Consider the following 15,664-nt stretch of genomic DNA (forward strand, 5'->3'; position numbering starts at 1 on the left):
AATTGTTAGCCTTCAAAAGAACATGCTCTAAAATGGTTGGAGGATTTCAATGAACTTCCCCCTATAGCTAAAGTCGTAAAATCCATTTTGATTAATCTATTTCAAAATGGATTTTTTTGTTGGGATGTATCAAAACCTTCTTTAATTAGGAAGGGTAGTCATGAAAAGATCTGATTGTTTTATTATATCTAACGTATATGAAAAAAGATTATAAGATGATTTATCCATTCTTTGCTTTTATAAAATCTTACTATTCGGTTATTTCATGGTATCTTTATAGTAAAGATTTTTGAATGGGGATGAAGGAATGGAGGATATAAGAGAGTTAGAGTTGAGAGCGATTCTGGCTGCTTCGAATGATAATATCGTAATTACGGATGGACAGGGGGTAGTGTTAAGGGCGAGCCCAAGCTGCCTGGCAATTTATGGAGAAGCAGCAGACAAGCTAATCGGTATGAATGTTGAAGAACTAGAGCAAAGAAATATTTTTTCGCCCTCTGTAACGAAGAAAGTATTAGCGGAGAAAAAGGAAGTCCAGCTCATGCAATATACATCCACTGGCCGAGTTGTTATGGCTACTGCTTTACCTGTCTGTAATGATAAAGGAGAGATTATTCGCGTTATCAGCTTTTCACATGATTTAACGGAAATTCAACAATTAAAGGAAGATTATGAAGAGCTGAGAACAAAGATGGCTTATTACCAATCGGAAATTAAGGAATTAAGGCAGAAAGATGATAGTTTTCGAGGAACAGTAATGAGAAGCAAGGAACTTCGCCAAATATGGCAGCTCATTCAACGAGTGGCGAAGTCAGATGCGACCGTTGTTTTTCTTGGTGAATCAGGCGTCGGGAAAAATGTATTTGCCAGAGCCATTCATGAGGGAAGTCGCCGGCAGAATGAGGTATTCATTGAAGTAAATTGCAGTGCGATCCCCGAATCGTTGTTTGAATCGGAAATGTTTGGTTATGAGAGAGGGGCTTTTACGGGTGCTAATAAGGAAGGAAAGCCTGGACTGATTGAAACGGCAAATGAAGGCACGTTGTTTCTCGATGAGGTAGGTGAATTGCCATTAGCGCTTCAATCTAAGCTGTTAAAGGTTATTCAAGAGAAAAAAGTAACAAGAATTGGTGGGACGCAGCAAAAGAATATCGACTTTCGGATAGTTGCTTCAACAAATCGGGACTTGGAACAGATGGTCAAGGAGGGGAAATTTCGCAGGGATCTCTTTTATCGCTTAAATGTTATACCGATTCACATCCCTCCACTCAGAGAACGGAAGGATGATATTATTCATTTATGTAATTTTTATCTAAAAAATTTAATGAAAAGTACGAATCTAATAAAGTATTCCATGTAACAACGATCAATGAGCTGCTCGCTTACGATTGGCCGGGAAACGTGCGGGAGCTGGAAAACTTAATCGAGCGTCTCGTGGTGGCGACGGAAAGTATCGTCATTTATCCGTCATCTCTTCCTTTTTACTCAGCCACTAACTCCAACTCTGCTCTCACAGAACAGGAAAGTGCACTAGAGGAAATGGAAGAAAAGCGCTCATCCTTACGCGAGGCGCTAGAAGAGGTAGAAATCCGCTGGTTAAAGAGAGCAGCCAGACAGTATAAAACAACTTATGAAATGGCCAGTTACTTAGGAATTAGTCAGTCTAGTGTCGTTAGAAAGCTAAATAAGTATCGTATTAATTCATAAATGCATTAAGAGTCAGTTTTGCATGAAGATTACCTTTCTTAATGCAAAACTGACTTAATTATGTTTGTTCAACTAGCCTGTTTGTGATGAAAATGAGTTGGCATAGTTATTGCAATAGTTAACATGCAAAACATCTATTTTATGACACAGGAGGCTTATTACTATGTATCAACCAAAAGATTCTTCTAAATCCCCTCGTTTTTGTGGTGTGCGTACATTTATGAGATTGGAACAACTTCAGACGACGGACAACATTGATTTTGCTGTACTTGGCGTGCCTTTTGACACGGCGGCATCCAACCGCACAGGACAGCGGCTCGGTCCCCAGCATATTCGTGATTTTTCTGTCTTGCTTCGCCCGTATAATCCTGACATGGATATTGATATTTTTGAGTATTGTTCAGGTGTGGATTATGGAGATATCGATGTTATTCCGGGCAATATCCACCGTACATACGATAACATTGTCGCCGGGCTTGAACCGCTTTTAGAAAAGGATGTGACTCCGATCATTATGGGCGGAGATCATTCGATTTCTCTGGGGAATCTGCGGGCTTTTTACAAAAAATATGGCCCGGTTGCGCTTGTCCATTTCGATTCGCATGGAGATACGTGGGATAACTACTATGGAGAAAAATACATGCATGGAACGCCTTTTCGCCGTGCAGTAGAGGAAGGGTTAGTGGATGTGGATCATTCCATCCAAATTGGAATGAGAGGGCCGCTTTATAGTCCAGATGATATTGAAGATGCACGCAGGCTGGGATACGAAGTGATTCCGATGAAAGAAGTAAGGAAGATTGGATTTGAAAAAGTCATGGAACGGATTCATGAACGGACAAAAGGACGTCCTGTTTTCGTTTCCTATGATATTGATTTTGTCGATCCAGCCTACGCTCCGGGAACAGGCACACCGGAAGTTGGTGGGCCGACAAGCTATGAAGCGCTTGAGTATGTAAGGGGATTAGATGGATTAAATGTGGTGGGATTTGACTTAGTGGAAGTGTTGCCGTCCTATGATAGCAATGAAATTACCGCTGTTCTGGCTTCCTCTATCATTTATGAAATGATTACGTTGACTGCTTTGAAGAAGCGTCGCCATGAGGAGAAAGCAAACAAACAATCTGAACAGAAACTGATGAGGTGATAGCTGTTTACATAAGAATGGGGGAAGATAAATGAACGTACTCGATGTTATTATCATGATCGGTTACTTTTTGCTGTTAGTTATTGTCGGTATCATTGGTTCAAGACGGGCAAAAACCTCGGAAGATTATGTACTGGCAGGGAGAAATTTAGGATTTTTTATGTATTTTGGATGTCTGGGCGCCGTTATTTTAGGCGGCGCCTCTACAATAGGTACCACAAAACTTGGCTATGAATTTGGTATATCAGGTATGTGGCTTGTTGTCATGCTGGGGTTAGGGATTATGACGCTAGGAATTTTTCTTGCTAAACGAATTTCTCATGTGAAAGTAATGACAATTAGCGAGTATCTTAGTAAGCGCTTTAGCAAAGAAGCGGGACTTGTCAGTGCTCTTATTGCCGCTATATATGCGATGATGGTTTCTGTAACCCAAGTGATAGGGATGGGAACGATTTTAAACGTGCTGCTTGGCTGGAATTTATCAGTATCTATGCTTGCAGGTGGTGGGATTGTCTTATTTTACACTATCCTCGGTGGCATGTGGTCGGTAACGATGACAGATATTGTCCAATTTATCATTATGACCATTGGTATTTTCCTAATTATGCTTCCATTAAGTCTTTCAAAAGCAGGGGGCTGGTCAGCGCTGCAGACACGTTTGCCTGACTCTCACTTTGATTTTTCAGGGATCGGCATAGATCAAATTTTTCAATTTTTCTTGCTGTTTGCTCTGGGAATGGTAGTAGCCCAAGATATTTGGCAGCGAATATTTACAGCCAAGACTCTTGATATTGCTAGAACAGGAACAGTGGCAGCAGGGGTATATAGCTTGTTTTATGGAATTGCTGTCAGCATAATTGGAATGTGTGCATTCATCGTTTTGCCAAATTTAGAAAATACACAAAATACATTTGCAAGTATGGCCATCGCTACACTTCCACCCGGTGTGTTAGGCTTAGTTGTAGCAGCAGTTGTCTCGGCTCTCATGTCTACTGCCTCAGGGACACTGTTAGCCTCATCCACTTTAATTTCTAACGATATCATTAAACAATTTTTTATAAACATGCAACTGATCAGCAATACTTGGTCATTTCAAGAATAGTAACCATGGTAGTAGGGATTTTCACGATGGTTTTTGCGTTGTGGATCCAAGATGTGCTTGTTGCTTTGGATGTCGCATATGCACTGCTATCAGGTGGCATTTTTGTGCCGGTTATTTTCGGATTCTTCTGGAAAAAGGCCACTGCGAAAGCAGCCTTCTATTCTATCATCACCAGTACTATCGTTATATTAGTAAGCCTTGCCATGGAAGGAATTACTTCTACAAATCCAATTATGTATGGTATCGCTACTAGTTTCATCGTAATGATTGCAGTGTCCTATATTCAACCTGCTAAGAAAGAGGAAGACTCAAACCACGCCTCATTTAAGGCAGTGAAATAGCATGCAGAGTTTCAACAATTACTATAGGAAGAGAAACTGCGGATTTATTTAAATAGTCTTATCGAACCTTCCATCGGCAACACTGGTGGAAGGTTTTTTACATGATGGTTCTTATACAAGTATTTACTATTACTTCCTTAACTAACGGGTTTAACAACTTCATAATAAATAAAGCTAGCTGCCAAATCGGTGCTGAATTAAAAGGGATGGAGAAATAGCACTCCCTTCACATGTTGTTGACTCCCAGTGATAAACTTTTCAATCTGCTGTACACTTAAAGATAAATAGAACAAAGGCAGAGGATACGATTGAAAATGCATAGAGTGACACTTCAGACAAAGATTCTGGGACTAGTATTATCTTTAAGCTTATTTTTAATTTTTATGTTAACAGCTTATTTTACGTACATGGAAGGAAAACAGATTGCAGAAGATAGAGGGCGCCTGGCTCTGGAATTAGCGAAAACGATCGCCTCCATGCCAACGATCGTTGACGCCTTCCAATCAGAGGACCCAGCAAGAATCATCCAGCCGATTGCTGAAAAGATAAGGCAAAAAGTAGGAGCTGAATTTATCGTGGTCGGGAACGCAAAGGAAATTCGGTATTCTCATCCTATCCCATCAGAGATAGGAAAAATGATGATTGGCGGGGACAACGCACGGGCGATCAAAAAAGGGGAATCTTATGTGTCCGAAGCGCATGGTTCGCTGGGCCTTTCGATGCGAGGGAAAGCACCGATATTCGATAAAGAGGGCCACATTATTGGAATTGTCTCTGTTGGGTTTTTAGTAGAAGATGTTCAGCAACAAATTTTTAGGGATTTATCAAAAGAGATTGGCGTATCAGTAATTGCTCTTATAATATCGGTTATTGGCAGCTACTTGCTTGCTAGAAGCATTCGCAAAGACACATTAGGATTAGAACCTTATGAAATTGCTCGTTTATATAAAGAAAAAAATGCAGTGCTTCACTCAGTGAAAGAGGGGATTTTAGCCGTTGATCGGGATGGGGTGATCAGGTCCATGAATCAGCCGGCCAAAACATTACTTAATATCAAAGAGTCCGTTCGAGATTTGAAGGTGGATGACCTCTTTCCTTCTGTATACTTGTATGAGGTGCTCGAATCAGGGAAGCCGCGAGTAGATAAAGAAATGCAATGGGCGCATAAGAAAATTATTATGAATTGTACGCCGATTTTTGAGGATAACAAAGTCAGTGGTGCAGTTGTTTCGTTCCGCGATAAAACAGAAATTGAGCAAATGATTAACACATTATCAGAGGTAAAAGTGTATTCTGAGGATTTAAGGGCTCAAACTCATGAATTTACCAATAAATTATATGTGCTATCCGGCTTGCTTCAGCTGGGAAAATATGATGAAGCAATCGACATGCTGCAAAGTGAAACAGCTGAACTGCAATCTATCAATCGAATTGTTTTTGAACAGATAAAGGACACAAAAGTACAAGCTATCTTACTGGGGAAGCTGGGCAAAGCATCTGAAAAAAAAGTAGCGTTTGAGATAGACTCACAGAGCTATTTAGATGCATTACCAGACCATATAAAGCTGTCTGAACTGACCTTAATACTTGGCAATATCATTGATAATGCGTTTGATGCTGTTTCCAGTGAGAAGGAACCGATTATCAATTTTTTTGCAACCGACATTGGAGAGGATATTATCTTTGAAGTGAGTGATAACGGAGGAGGGATCAAACAAGAAGAGCTCTCCCTCATTTTTGAACGGGGCTTTACGTCGAAAGAAGGCGAAGTTCCGAGCGGCTATGGCCTTGCAAATGCTGATCAGGCTGTAAAAGAGCTGGAAGGGCTGATTGAAGTGCATAGCGAGCCAGGAAATACGATCTTTACAGTTTATCTGCCTAAAAGACAGGAGGGGAAGAAAAATGGCTAAAATAAAAGCAGTCATTGCAGAGGATGATTTTCGTGTGGCAGACATTCATGAGAAGTTTCTAAATAAGTTTGATCAAATAGAGGTGGTTGGGAAAGCATTGAATGCTGAACAGACTCTTGAGCTGCTGGATGAGCAGCAACCGGATTTGCTCCTTCTTGATGTATATATGCCGGATCAGCTCGGCTCCGACCTGCTGCCAGTTATTCGGGAAAAGCACCAGCAGGTAGATATATTGATGATCACGGCAGCAACCGATAGAGAAATACTTGAAAAGGCCCTTCACTATGGTGTCGAATATTTCTTGATTAAGCCGGTAAAGATGGAGCGATTCAACCAAATCATTGAAGAATATCTTAAGAAGTCTCAGCTTTTGCGTTCTACACAGGAAGTAGATCAGGAGATTGTTGATATGGTTTTTAATAAACTTTCCAAGCATTCAGCCGCAATCAATCGGGAAACCTCGCTGCCAAAAGGGGTGGATGAAATCACACTGTCGAAGGTAACAGAGGTTCTGGCTAAAAGTGACAAAGGATTATCCGCTGAACAAGCAGCTGATCAAATTGGCGCTTCAAGAACAACGGCCAGGCGTTATTTAGAATATTTAGTATCCATTCAGGAATGTAGAGCTGAAGTAGTATATGGGGTAGTCGGAAGGCCTGAGCGGAAGTATTATAAAATATGATTGTCTTATTACTTGAAAGCCGAGTGGTCTAATTTAGGGTCAAGCGGTTTAAGAACGGGATGGTATGAATCGTTTTCATATCATCTTTTTTTGGAAGCAATGCTTGTTTCGGCTGCTCAACCTCCAATTACATGAATAGTGGATGCTTAAAAAAAATGCATAATAACAGTCCTCCAAAAAGTCTTTCTTACTTAAAGAATAGTGAGGCTAAAATAAAACCAATCAGCAGTACAAGAATTAGAATGCCCATGCCTTTCCAACTTAAACTACCTGCTAAATCAGCAAGGTTTCCCATTCCAGCTTTATTAAATGCATCATTTAAATTTCCAGCGGGATTTCTTTTTAATTCTTCTTGTCTTCGTCTTTCCCTTGCTCGTTCGGGCGTTTCTTTCTCTTGCATCATTTTAAAACCTCCTATTCTGTGGTTCCACTATAGTTTGTTAACAAATCATCATGTTTGAGATGATTTTAACAGAATACGGAAAATGGCTAAACAGCTATATCCGAAGAAATACTTTTTGCAAAAACAGCCCTCTTATCTCTCGTATCAGAAAATGCAGATTTGGCTATTTCATTTACTATAAACTAGAAAACTCTCTTACAGCAATCAGATAGGAGAGGTAAATTCGAACAGACATGTTGTCATTATTCTATATAGATGGCATGATGCGGAGCAATATTCCACTTCTATATACTGTTTATTTTAAATCTTTCGTGAACAAAATGAACAAAATTTTCAAAATAAACTCAAAACACATTAAATTGATAACGCTTACAAAATGGAAGGGACCGCTTACAATTTAATTAATTAGAATGAAGGGGTGAATAATATGTTGGCTATATTAGGCTTTCTGATGATATTGGTATTTATGGCTTTAATTATGACTGGACGGCTATCAGCGATGATTGCTCTTATTGTCGTACCTGTTGTATTTGCTCTTATAGGAGGTTTTGGCAGTGAGATCGGCCCCATGGCGTTAGAGGGGATTAAAAGTGTGGCTCCCACAGGTATCATGATTTTGTTTGCCATTCTTTTCTTCGGCATTTTAATTGATGCAGGAGTATTTGATCCTATTATCAGTACCATTCTTAAGCTGGTGAAAGGGGATCCTGTAAAAATTGCTATCGGAACGGCGGTATTAGCTCTTCTTATTTCATTAGATGGAGATGGTACGACTACCTATATGATTACGATTTCAGCCATGTTGCCGCTTTATAAAAGAATTGGCATGAAGCCGCTGATATTAGCAGGAATTGCTGTTTCCGCCTCAGGAGTAATGAACCTTCTTCCATGGGGAGGCCCGACAGCCAGGGTCATGACGGCTTTGAAACTTGAAATGTCAGATGTATTCACGCCTGTTATACCTTCCATGCTTGGCGGGGTTCTGTTTGTTTTATCCATGGCTTATCTGCTTGGCAGAAAAGAAAGAAAGCGGATTGGCATCATTGAGCTGGGTTTTGGCACAGTTGCTCGCGAGTTGGCGGCTACTGCAGAAGAGAGCTATCTGAAGCGTCCCAAGCTAATTCTTTTTAATTATGCTTTAACCATTATCCTTTTAGGTTCGTTGATTATGGAATTATTGCCGACAACTGTATTGTTCATGCTTGGCTTTGCTGTTGCGATTACCGTGAACTATCCAAAAATGAGTGATCAAAAGGAAAGGGTGGCCAACTATGCGGATAATGCCCTTTCTGTCGTTTCTATGATTTTTGCTGCCGGGGTTTTTACAGGGCTTCTTTCAGGGACAGGCATGGTGGATGCCATGGCGAACTCAATGATTCAGCATATTCCGGAAGGGATGGGTTCTCATTTTGCTGTTATTACAGCGATTATTAGTGCGCCGTTTACCTTCTTTATGTCCAATGATGCTTTTTACTATGGTGTGTTGCCATTGCTTGCAAAAGCAGGGGCCGCCTATGGAATAGATCCTGCTATGATTGGAAGGGCTTCTCTTTTTGGACTTCCTGTTCACTTGCTAAGCCCGCTTGTTCCATCTACTTATCTTTTAGTTGGAATGGTAGGAGAAGACTTTGGTGAACTGCAGCGCGCTTTTTTAAAGTGGGCATGCGGTTCAACATTGGTTCTGCTTATCGTTGCTCTCCTTTTAGGAATTATTCCTTGGTAATCTAACAAAGGGAAGGTCGGTAAAGCCCTAACAATGAAATAAGAAACATTCAATAAAGCAGGCGATTCCCGCTTGCTTCTTTTCTTTTATCAAAAATCAAATATAGAGCAATAGTCAAGAGGGGAACAAAGTTATGATATTTTATCAAATTATATTACAGGTTATTTTTCCATTGTTTCTAATGATCGGCGCGGGGGCCTGCCTTCATCGTATGTTAAAACTTCACCTAGCTACATTATCTGCCATAACGATCAATTTTTTGCTTCCAGCCGTTTGCTTTGTCAATATTTATAAAAGTAACTTATCAGGAAGGTTAGTTGGCCAAACACTTTTGTTTTTATTACTTTTTAATTTGCTTCTTGCTGTTATCAGCCTTCTTTTTGCGAAAGCCAATCGGTTTGATCGTCAGTTGTCGGCTGTTTTTAAGAACAGTTTCGTTTTGAGCAATTCAGGAAACTATGGTCTTCCGGTCAGTGAACTTGTTTTTGTCGCCAATCCAGCTGGTACCGCTATCCAAGTCATCGTGTCTATCTTTCAAAATTTGCTTACCTTTACTTATGGGGTCTATAATTCAATCTCTGCTCAAAGTAGCGGAAAGGATCTTATTAGGAAAATAATGAAACTGCCTGTTATTTATGCTTTGGTTATCGCTATTATATTGCGTTGGGCAAATGTAGATGTTCCCTATTTTATCTGGCAGCCCATCGAGAATGCGTCTGAAGCTTTTTCTGCTATTGCTCTTATAACCCTTGGCGCACAAGTCGCTTATTTAAAGATCACTCATATTTCTAAACCTGTTGTATGGATAGTCATCGGGCGGTTGATTATTTCTCCTTGCGTCGCTTTGCTGATTATATTTTTCCTCGGCTTATCTGGTACAGTGGCTCAAGCTCTTTTTATTGCCAGTTCCTTTCCGACTTCGCGGAATAGTGCATTGTTAGCTCTTGAACATAACAATTACCCGGATATGGCCTCCCAAACGGTTCTGTTGACGACTGTTTTTAGCAGTGGAACCGTAGCGGTTGTTATTTATTTATCATCTTTCTTTTAGTAGCATCCTTTTTATAGATAAGCTTTATTTGGATAAATACGAGCAAAACAATAACTTGGGACGGTTGAACATTAGAAGATTAAGTGGTGCTTTGAATATTGGCACGTCCTACCGAAAAAAGTGTTGAAAGAAATAACAGAACAGGTAAAATAAACGCTTACCTAACAAGATAATCTGTGTATCCTCTCCATCTTCTTCTTTGCTAAATGAAGGGCTCTTGTTTCTAATTTTTCAGAAGCGTAAAATAAAAATCTGTGGGGTTCTTTTAGTCGTCCTCTTTGGTCATCCCTTGATGCCCTCTTATTCTGACTGGAAAAAGAAGAGCCTTTTGGAGAGAGAACGTCGTGTTATTATATACTTTCTACTTATATAGAAGGTGACTCTACATATTAAAAAGAAAGAATTCTGATGTAAGGAGTTGACAGAAGAAAGGATGGCGGGGAACAGAATGACTTGCCCCATCTTTACTAGTTTTTTATTATCAGGTGTGTATAAACGAAGCAGCATCTATTTGAAGAATATCCAAGGTTTTATTGGTAGTTCTTTTTTATTGGGTAATAATGAGGTAAGTGCATCAAAAGCTTTCATGGGAGACCTTGTATGGATTAATTGTAGCCATGCACAAACCGATGTACAATATTTAGATAAGAAGGGTTTTTATAGTATGTTTCTTCCAATGAAGTGCCTTGGCAAGCGATGGTCCATACATGAATCATGCGCTAGCCTACAATAGGCACTTTAAGAACATAAGCTATCGAGGGAGGGGTGTGTTTGAAAAAATATCAAGAGATATTTGTTAAGAAAATGGCTACCACTTTTCAGCAATGGAAAAGCCAACCCTTTGTTACAGAAAAGGAATTATATCGATTTCTTCATTCATTAAAAGGAACGGCTGGCTCCATCGGGCTGGAGGAGCTATCCAGTCTGGCGGCTGTTAAGTTAGAGCAGCTAGATGAAGAGAAAGAGAAACAGTGGAGCAAGGAGGAGTGGCAGCTTTTTTTAGCGGAATTATTAACAATCGACAATACAGCCGAACCGGAAGCAGTACCCGTTGAAGCGAAGATAGAGAAAAAAACGAGCAATGAAGTTGTGCTTTTCATAGAAAGCCATATTGAAAGATTGACTGTTTTAAGGAGAGAGATGGAGAGGAAAGGCTGGGATGTGCTGGCAGCGATGACAGCAGAAAAAGGATTGTCGACCTTTGTGAACAAACATCCGGATCTTCTGCTCATTGATCTTGATCTTCCAAAAAATAGCGGGATGGAGCTGCTGGAAAAGATGAAGGAAACAGCAGGAAACCGTCTCACCCCTATTATTGCCATAAGTTCAAGCAGAGAGAAAGAGATGCGCACGAGAGCATATGAACTAGGAGTGCTAGATTATATTGAAATGCCAACTGACTCCGATGAAATTCTTATCCGGATAAAGAATAAAATGAACTATCGGGATTTAATGAGGGAAGTTGTTCTAGTCGATGAATTGACAGGGGCGTTCAACCGAAAATTCTTTAACGTAGAAATTAAACGGCAGCTCGATATATTAAAAGAATCCCACTTGCCGTTTTCTCTAGCGATTCTTGATCTGGATCACTTTAAAAAAATCAATGATACGTATGGTCACACGGCTGGAGACGATGTATTAAAGGAATTCAGCCGCATGGTTAGAAGCCGGATTCATCAGGATGACTTCTTTATCCGCTTTGGCGGCGAAGAGTTTGTGCTGCTCATGCCCGGATGTACTGGAGAAAAGGCAAAAAAGATTATCCAATCAATGATCAAGGAATTCATGCAGCATGAATTTGTATTTGAAGATCATATTATTTCGTGCAGTTTTTCTGGGGGAGTAGTAGAGGTAAATCACGCAGAAGAGAGGCCAGGAGATTTTTTGAAAAAAGCGGACCTGGCTCTTTATTCTTCTAAGATCAATGGCCGCGGGAAAGTCATGAATTATCAGGATATGAATCCTTCTGATAATAATGAGAAGCGACTGCACATCGGGATTATTGATGACGATGCAGTGATGCGTCAAATTTTGGAAGATCAGCTGCACAGGATGTCATTTAGAGGTTATCAAACGGATATCCGTTCCTTTAGGGAAGGAGAAGCGTTTTTTAAGGATGACTGGTACAAACAAGGTGGAAAGTACATTATTTTACTTGATGGTGTAATGCCAAGAATGGATGGCATGGAAGTGCTGCAGCGGCTGCGAAAAGAATTTCCGGAAGAAGATTTCGTCATTATTATGCTGACAGGAAGAAAAAGTGAGAAAGACATCGTAAAGGGGCTTGAATTAGGTGCGGATGATTATTTAACAAAGCCTTTCAGCATCAAGGAATTGGAAGCCCGTGTACGCCGGCTGGCTACGAAGATAGTCAATTGATCGTTGTTGACTAGTGAACAGGGGGGCGTATGATTACAATGTTTCGCAAAAGTATTCGCAAACAATTTCTAGCCACCATGGTTGCCATGCTATTTCTTTTAATAATCGGGGCAGGTGTCGCCTATTTTGCTGGAGAACGATTAGCAGGTAATTATATGGAAAAGCGGAAAGAAATGAATACAAAGGTGCAAGCCATCCGCTTTCTTGAGAATAGCTTTAAAAACACAGTATTTTCAATGCGCGGCTATATTGCTTTTAAAGATGAAAAAGAGCTTCAACAAGCCTACGACAATTCACGGGAGCTTCAACGGGCGATCCGTGAGTTTCAACCGCTTGCTTCTTCTCTAGAGGAGAAGAAGCTTGTCAGGGAGCTGGCTGAATTTCGCCGGATCTATATGTATGAGCTTGTTCCTAAGGCTGCGGCTTTTGTAAAATCTAGTGATTATGAAAGCGTGCAACGATTATCAGCTTCAGGAGCAACGGATAGGATTATGTTCTTCATTAATGAAATTGAAGCTGAGAAAGCTGGGTTAAATCGAAGAATTGATACTCAATATAAGCAATTTTTAGAGCAAACGAAGACGCTTAATATTTTTCTTGCGGGATATTTTATATTTGTTTTTATAATCACAAGCGGAGCGGTCTGGCTGCTTTCCAGAAGAATCGGGCAACCCCTTCAAGAGCTGACAGTCGCTGCAGAAAAGTTAGCGGCTGGACGTGAAGTGCATATTCGACAGATCAAAAGGACAGACGAGTTAGGGGTTCTCTCAGCTTCATTTGTCCATATGGCTAGAACAATACAGGAAAGAGAACATGAATTGACTGCCCATAACGAAGAGCTGGTCATGCAACAGGAAGAATTAGAAAAAATGCTCATAGAAACCGAAAGGATGAAAAATCAACTGCTAGAAGTTGATCAGCTGAAGTCTGAGCTTGTCAGTACGGTGAGTCATGAATTAAGAACGCCGCTTGCCAGTATTCTCGGCTTCACAGAATTAATGCTGAACCGTTCCCTGAAGGAAGAAAAACAGAAGAAATATTTAACCACTATTCATCAAGAGGCAGTGCGTCTGACAAGCTTGATTAATGATTTTTTAGACTTGCAGCGGATGGAGTCAGGCTCTTTCGTCTGTTCGTTTGCGAAGGTGGACCCTAGACTTTTAATTGAGCAAGTTATAGAAGCGGTCAATCAAACGACGGATCGTCATCATTTTCAATTAATTGACCAGCGCTCTCAGAAATGGCTGAATGGTGATCGAGAAAGACTGATTCAAGTGTTTACGAATTTAATCAGCAACGCGGTTAAGTTTTCTCCAGAAGGCGGCACGATCGTTGTTCGTCTAACGAATGATGAGCAAAAAATGTTAATAGAAATAAAAGATGAAGGGCTGGGCATACCGGCTGCCGATATCCCACATTTATTTAAAAAGTTTCATCGCATTGACAATTCAGATCGTAGAAAAATTGGTGGTACAGGTTTAGGTCTAGCTATTTGCAAAGAAATAGTAGAGGCTCATGAGGGGTCCATTGCGGTTTCATCAGAATACGGAAAGGGGAGTGTTTTCTCTATTCTTCTTCCGCTTCATCTTCAAGAAGGAGAAAAACAACTAGATCGGCCCATATAATCATAGAAATAAATTGAGAGTGGATAAGGGGAAGCTGAATGAGAATATTGATTGCCGACGATGAAGAAGTGTTAAGAATGTTAATCGTTGATACATTAGAAGAAGAGGGTCACGCGCTTACAGAAGCCGCTGATGGACAGGAGGCGATCGAGTGCTTTGAAAAGGAAGTATTTGATCTGTTGCTCGTTGACTACATGATGCCAAGGATGACAGGAATTGAAGTGATTCGAAAGGTAAGAGAGACAAGCGCTGTTAACATTGTTATGTTAACAGCAAAAACACAGCAAAAAGACTTGGAAGAAGCAAAGGAAGCGGGAGCAAATTTCTTTCTGCCAAAACCGTTTAGCCCGCTAAAGTTGATTGAGCTAATCGAGGAGTTGGAGAAAGAATAAAAACAGGGGGATACCGTGTTAGAAGAAATTCATAGGGAGTTGGAGAAGCACTTTGAAGAAACAGTGAAAGTAAGAAGATACCTGCATCAGCACCCGGAGCTGTCATTTGAAGAAGAAGAAACCCCAAAGCTGATTGCCCGCTTGCTAACAGAAATGGGCATAGAGGTAAAAACAAAGGTTGGCGGCCGTGGAGTAATAGGTACCATTTATGGGGGGAAACCGGGAAAAACAGTTGCGCTACGAGCTGACTTTGATGCCTTGCCGATTCAGGATTTAAAGGAAGTTCCTTATCGTTCAACGGTTCCTGGGAAAATGCATGCCTGTGGACATGATGCTCATACGGCTACACTATTATCTGTTGCAAATGCATTGCAGAAAAAGCGGGAGAGTCTGCAAGGAAAGGTAGTGCTTATTCATCAATTTGCCGAGGAGCTTGTGCCAGGCGGAGCAAAAGAAATGATTAAGGATGGCTGTCTGGATGATGTAGATGCCATTTTCGGCACACATTTATGGTCGACCATTCCTGTGGGTCAGGCTGCTTTTCAGCCGCAGGCGATCATGGCAGCAGCCGATCACTTTGAAGTGGAGATTATTGGCAAAGGTGGACATGGTGGATTGCCTCATGAAACAGTCGATCCCATTGTACTTGGCATGAACTGGGTTCAGCTCATCCAGCAAATTATTAGCCGCAATGTCAGCCCGCTTGATTCAGCTGTTATTTCTGTGGGGGTCTTCCACGGTGGCGATGCTTTTAACATTATTCCGGAAAAAGTGACGATTAAAGGCACAGTGAGAACTTTTCGATCGGATGTTCAGCAATTGATTGAGCAAAGAATGGAAACGTTGTTGCATTCGCTATGCGAAGGAGCCGGAGCTTCTTACCAGTATCAATATATAAAAGGGTACCCGCCCGTCATTAATCACGCAGACGAAACAGCTTTCGTCCGTTCGTGTGCTGAAGACATTCTCGGCAGCAGCAACTGCTATGTGGCAGAGCCATTGATGGTAGGAGAGGATTTCTCTTATTATTTACAGCGCGTTCCGGGTACTTTCTTTTTAACTGGAGCGGGTAATCCTGAGAAGAATGCTGTGTATCCCCATCACCATCCAATGTTTGATATTGATGAGCAGGCTATGCTGTATGCAGGAAAGATTCTTGCTTCGGCTGCATGGAAATTTTTGAATGAGAAAGTTTGAGCACC

Annotated in this window: 10 protein-coding genes and 2 pseudogenes; 11 read left to right on the top strand and 1 reads right to left on the bottom strand. The window is 40.8% G+C overall.

What is annotated here, in order from left to right:
- Positions 1 to 307: 307 nt before the first annotated feature.
- The 5 genes and pseudogenes from CJ483_RS00505 (at position 308) to CJ483_RS00525 (ending at position 6,889) form a co-directional block, all read left to right on the top strand.
- Positions 308 to 1,707 (top strand): annotated as a pseudogene (locus CJ483_RS00505) (sigma-54 interaction domain-containing protein).
- 163 nt (positions 1,708 to 1,870) lie between these two features.
- Positions 1,871 to 2,854, top strand: coding sequence for an agmatinase (speB, locus tag CJ483_RS00510; RefSeq protein WP_120030958.1), 984 nt, complete (start codon positions 1,871 to 1,873; stop codon positions 2,852 to 2,854).
- A gap of 31 nt (positions 2,855 to 2,885) precedes the next feature.
- Positions 2,886 to 4,297: pseudogene (locus tag CJ483_RS00515) on the top strand (sodium:solute symporter family protein).
- A gap of 314 nt (positions 4,298 to 4,611) precedes the next feature.
- Positions 4,612 to 6,207 carry an ATP-binding protein gene (locus tag CJ483_RS00520; protein WP_182916914.1) on the top strand — a complete coding sequence of 532 codons (1,596 nt, stop codon included), beginning with the start codon at positions 4,612 to 4,614 and terminating at the stop codon, positions 6,205 to 6,207.
- On the top strand, positions 6,200 to 6,889 hold the full coding sequence (locus CJ483_RS00525; RefSeq protein WP_120030962.1) for a response regulator: 690 nt from the start codon (positions 6,200 to 6,202) through the stop codon (positions 6,887 to 6,889). Before CJ483_RS00520 ends, CJ483_RS00525 begins: the two co-directional genes overlap by 8 nt.
- A gap of 187 nt (positions 6,890 to 7,076) precedes the next feature.
- On the opposite strand, the gene CJ483_RS00530 is transcribed toward CJ483_RS00525, so the two are convergent.
- Positions 7,077 to 7,292, bottom strand: coding sequence for a DUF6366 family protein (locus CJ483_RS00530; RefSeq protein WP_120030964.1), 216 nt, complete (start codon positions 7,290 to 7,292; stop codon positions 7,077 to 7,079).
- A gap of 427 nt (positions 7,293 to 7,719) precedes the next feature.
- Between CJ483_RS00530 and CJ483_RS00535 the strand changes: the two genes are divergently transcribed.
- The 6 genes from CJ483_RS00535 to CJ483_RS00565 all read left to right on the top strand — a co-directional run bounded on the left by CJ483_RS00535 (position 7,720) and on the right by CJ483_RS00565 (position 15,659).
- Positions 7,720 to 9,015 carry a CitMHS family transporter gene (locus CJ483_RS00535; RefSeq protein ID WP_120030967.1) on the top strand — a complete coding sequence of 432 codons (1,296 nt, stop codon included), beginning with the start codon at positions 7,720 to 7,722 and terminating at the stop codon, positions 9,013 to 9,015.
- 133 nt (positions 9,016 to 9,148) lie between these two features.
- Complete coding sequence (locus CJ483_RS00540; protein ID WP_120030969.1) at positions 9,149 to 10,066, top strand: AEC family transporter; 918 nt, start codon at positions 9,149 to 9,151, stop codon at positions 10,064 to 10,066.
- Between the two features lie 771 nt (positions 10,067 to 10,837).
- Positions 10,838 to 12,445, top strand: coding sequence for a diguanylate cyclase (locus tag CJ483_RS00550; RefSeq protein WP_120030973.1), 1,608 nt, complete (start codon positions 10,838 to 10,840; stop codon positions 12,443 to 12,445).
- A 29-nt stretch (positions 12,446 to 12,474) separates the two neighbouring features.
- Positions 12,475 to 14,070, top strand: a complete 1,596-nt coding sequence (locus CJ483_RS00555; RefSeq protein WP_120030976.1) for a sensor histidine kinase — start codon at positions 12,475 to 12,477, stop codon at positions 14,068 to 14,070.
- A gap of 38 nt (positions 14,071 to 14,108) precedes the next feature.
- A complete protein-coding gene (locus tag CJ483_RS00560) occupies positions 14,109 to 14,462 on the top strand; it encodes a response regulator (RefSeq protein ID WP_120030978.1) in 354 nt (117 codons plus the stop codon).
- Between the two features lie 15 nt (positions 14,463 to 14,477).
- Positions 14,478 to 15,659 (top strand): M20 metallopeptidase family protein, encoded by a 1,182-nt coding sequence (locus tag CJ483_RS00565; protein WP_120030980.1) that lies wholly within the window; start codon positions 14,478 to 14,480, stop codon positions 15,657 to 15,659.
- Positions 15,660 to 15,664 lie beyond the last annotated feature (5 nt).

It is taken from the genome of Bacillus sp. PK3_68 (assembly GCF_003600835.1).
GTDB lineage: Bacteria > Bacillota > Bacilli > Bacillales > Domibacillaceae > Pseudobacillus.

Coding starts and splice junctions, on each gene's coding strand:
- CJ483_RS00540 (WP_120030969.1), top strand. CDS start 9,149: ATGATATTTTATCAAATTATATTACAGGTTATTTTTCCATTGTTTCTA.
- CJ483_RS00530 (WP_120030964.1), bottom strand. CDS start 7,292: ATGATGCAAGAGAAAGAAACGCCCGAACGAGCAAGGGAAAGACGAAGA.
- CJ483_RS00535 (WP_120030967.1), top strand. CDS start 7,720: ATGTTGGCTATATTAGGCTTTCTGATGATATTGGTATTTATGGCTTTA.
- CJ483_RS00525 (WP_120030962.1), top strand. CDS start 6,200: ATGGCTAAAATAAAAGCAGTCATTGCAGAGGATGATTTTCGTGTGGCA.
- CJ483_RS00560 (WP_120030978.1), top strand. CDS start 14,109: ATGAGAATATTGATTGCCGACGATGAAGAAGTGTTAAGAATGTTAATC.
- speB (WP_120030958.1), top strand. CDS start 1,871: ATGTATCAACCAAAAGATTCTTCTAAATCCCCTCGTTTTTGTGGTGTG.
- CJ483_RS00555 (WP_120030976.1), top strand. CDS start 12,475: ATGATTACAATGTTTCGCAAAAGTATTCGCAAACAATTTCTAGCCACC.
- CJ483_RS00520 (WP_182916914.1), top strand. CDS start 4,612: ATGCATAGAGTGACACTTCAGACAAAGATTCTGGGACTAGTATTATCT.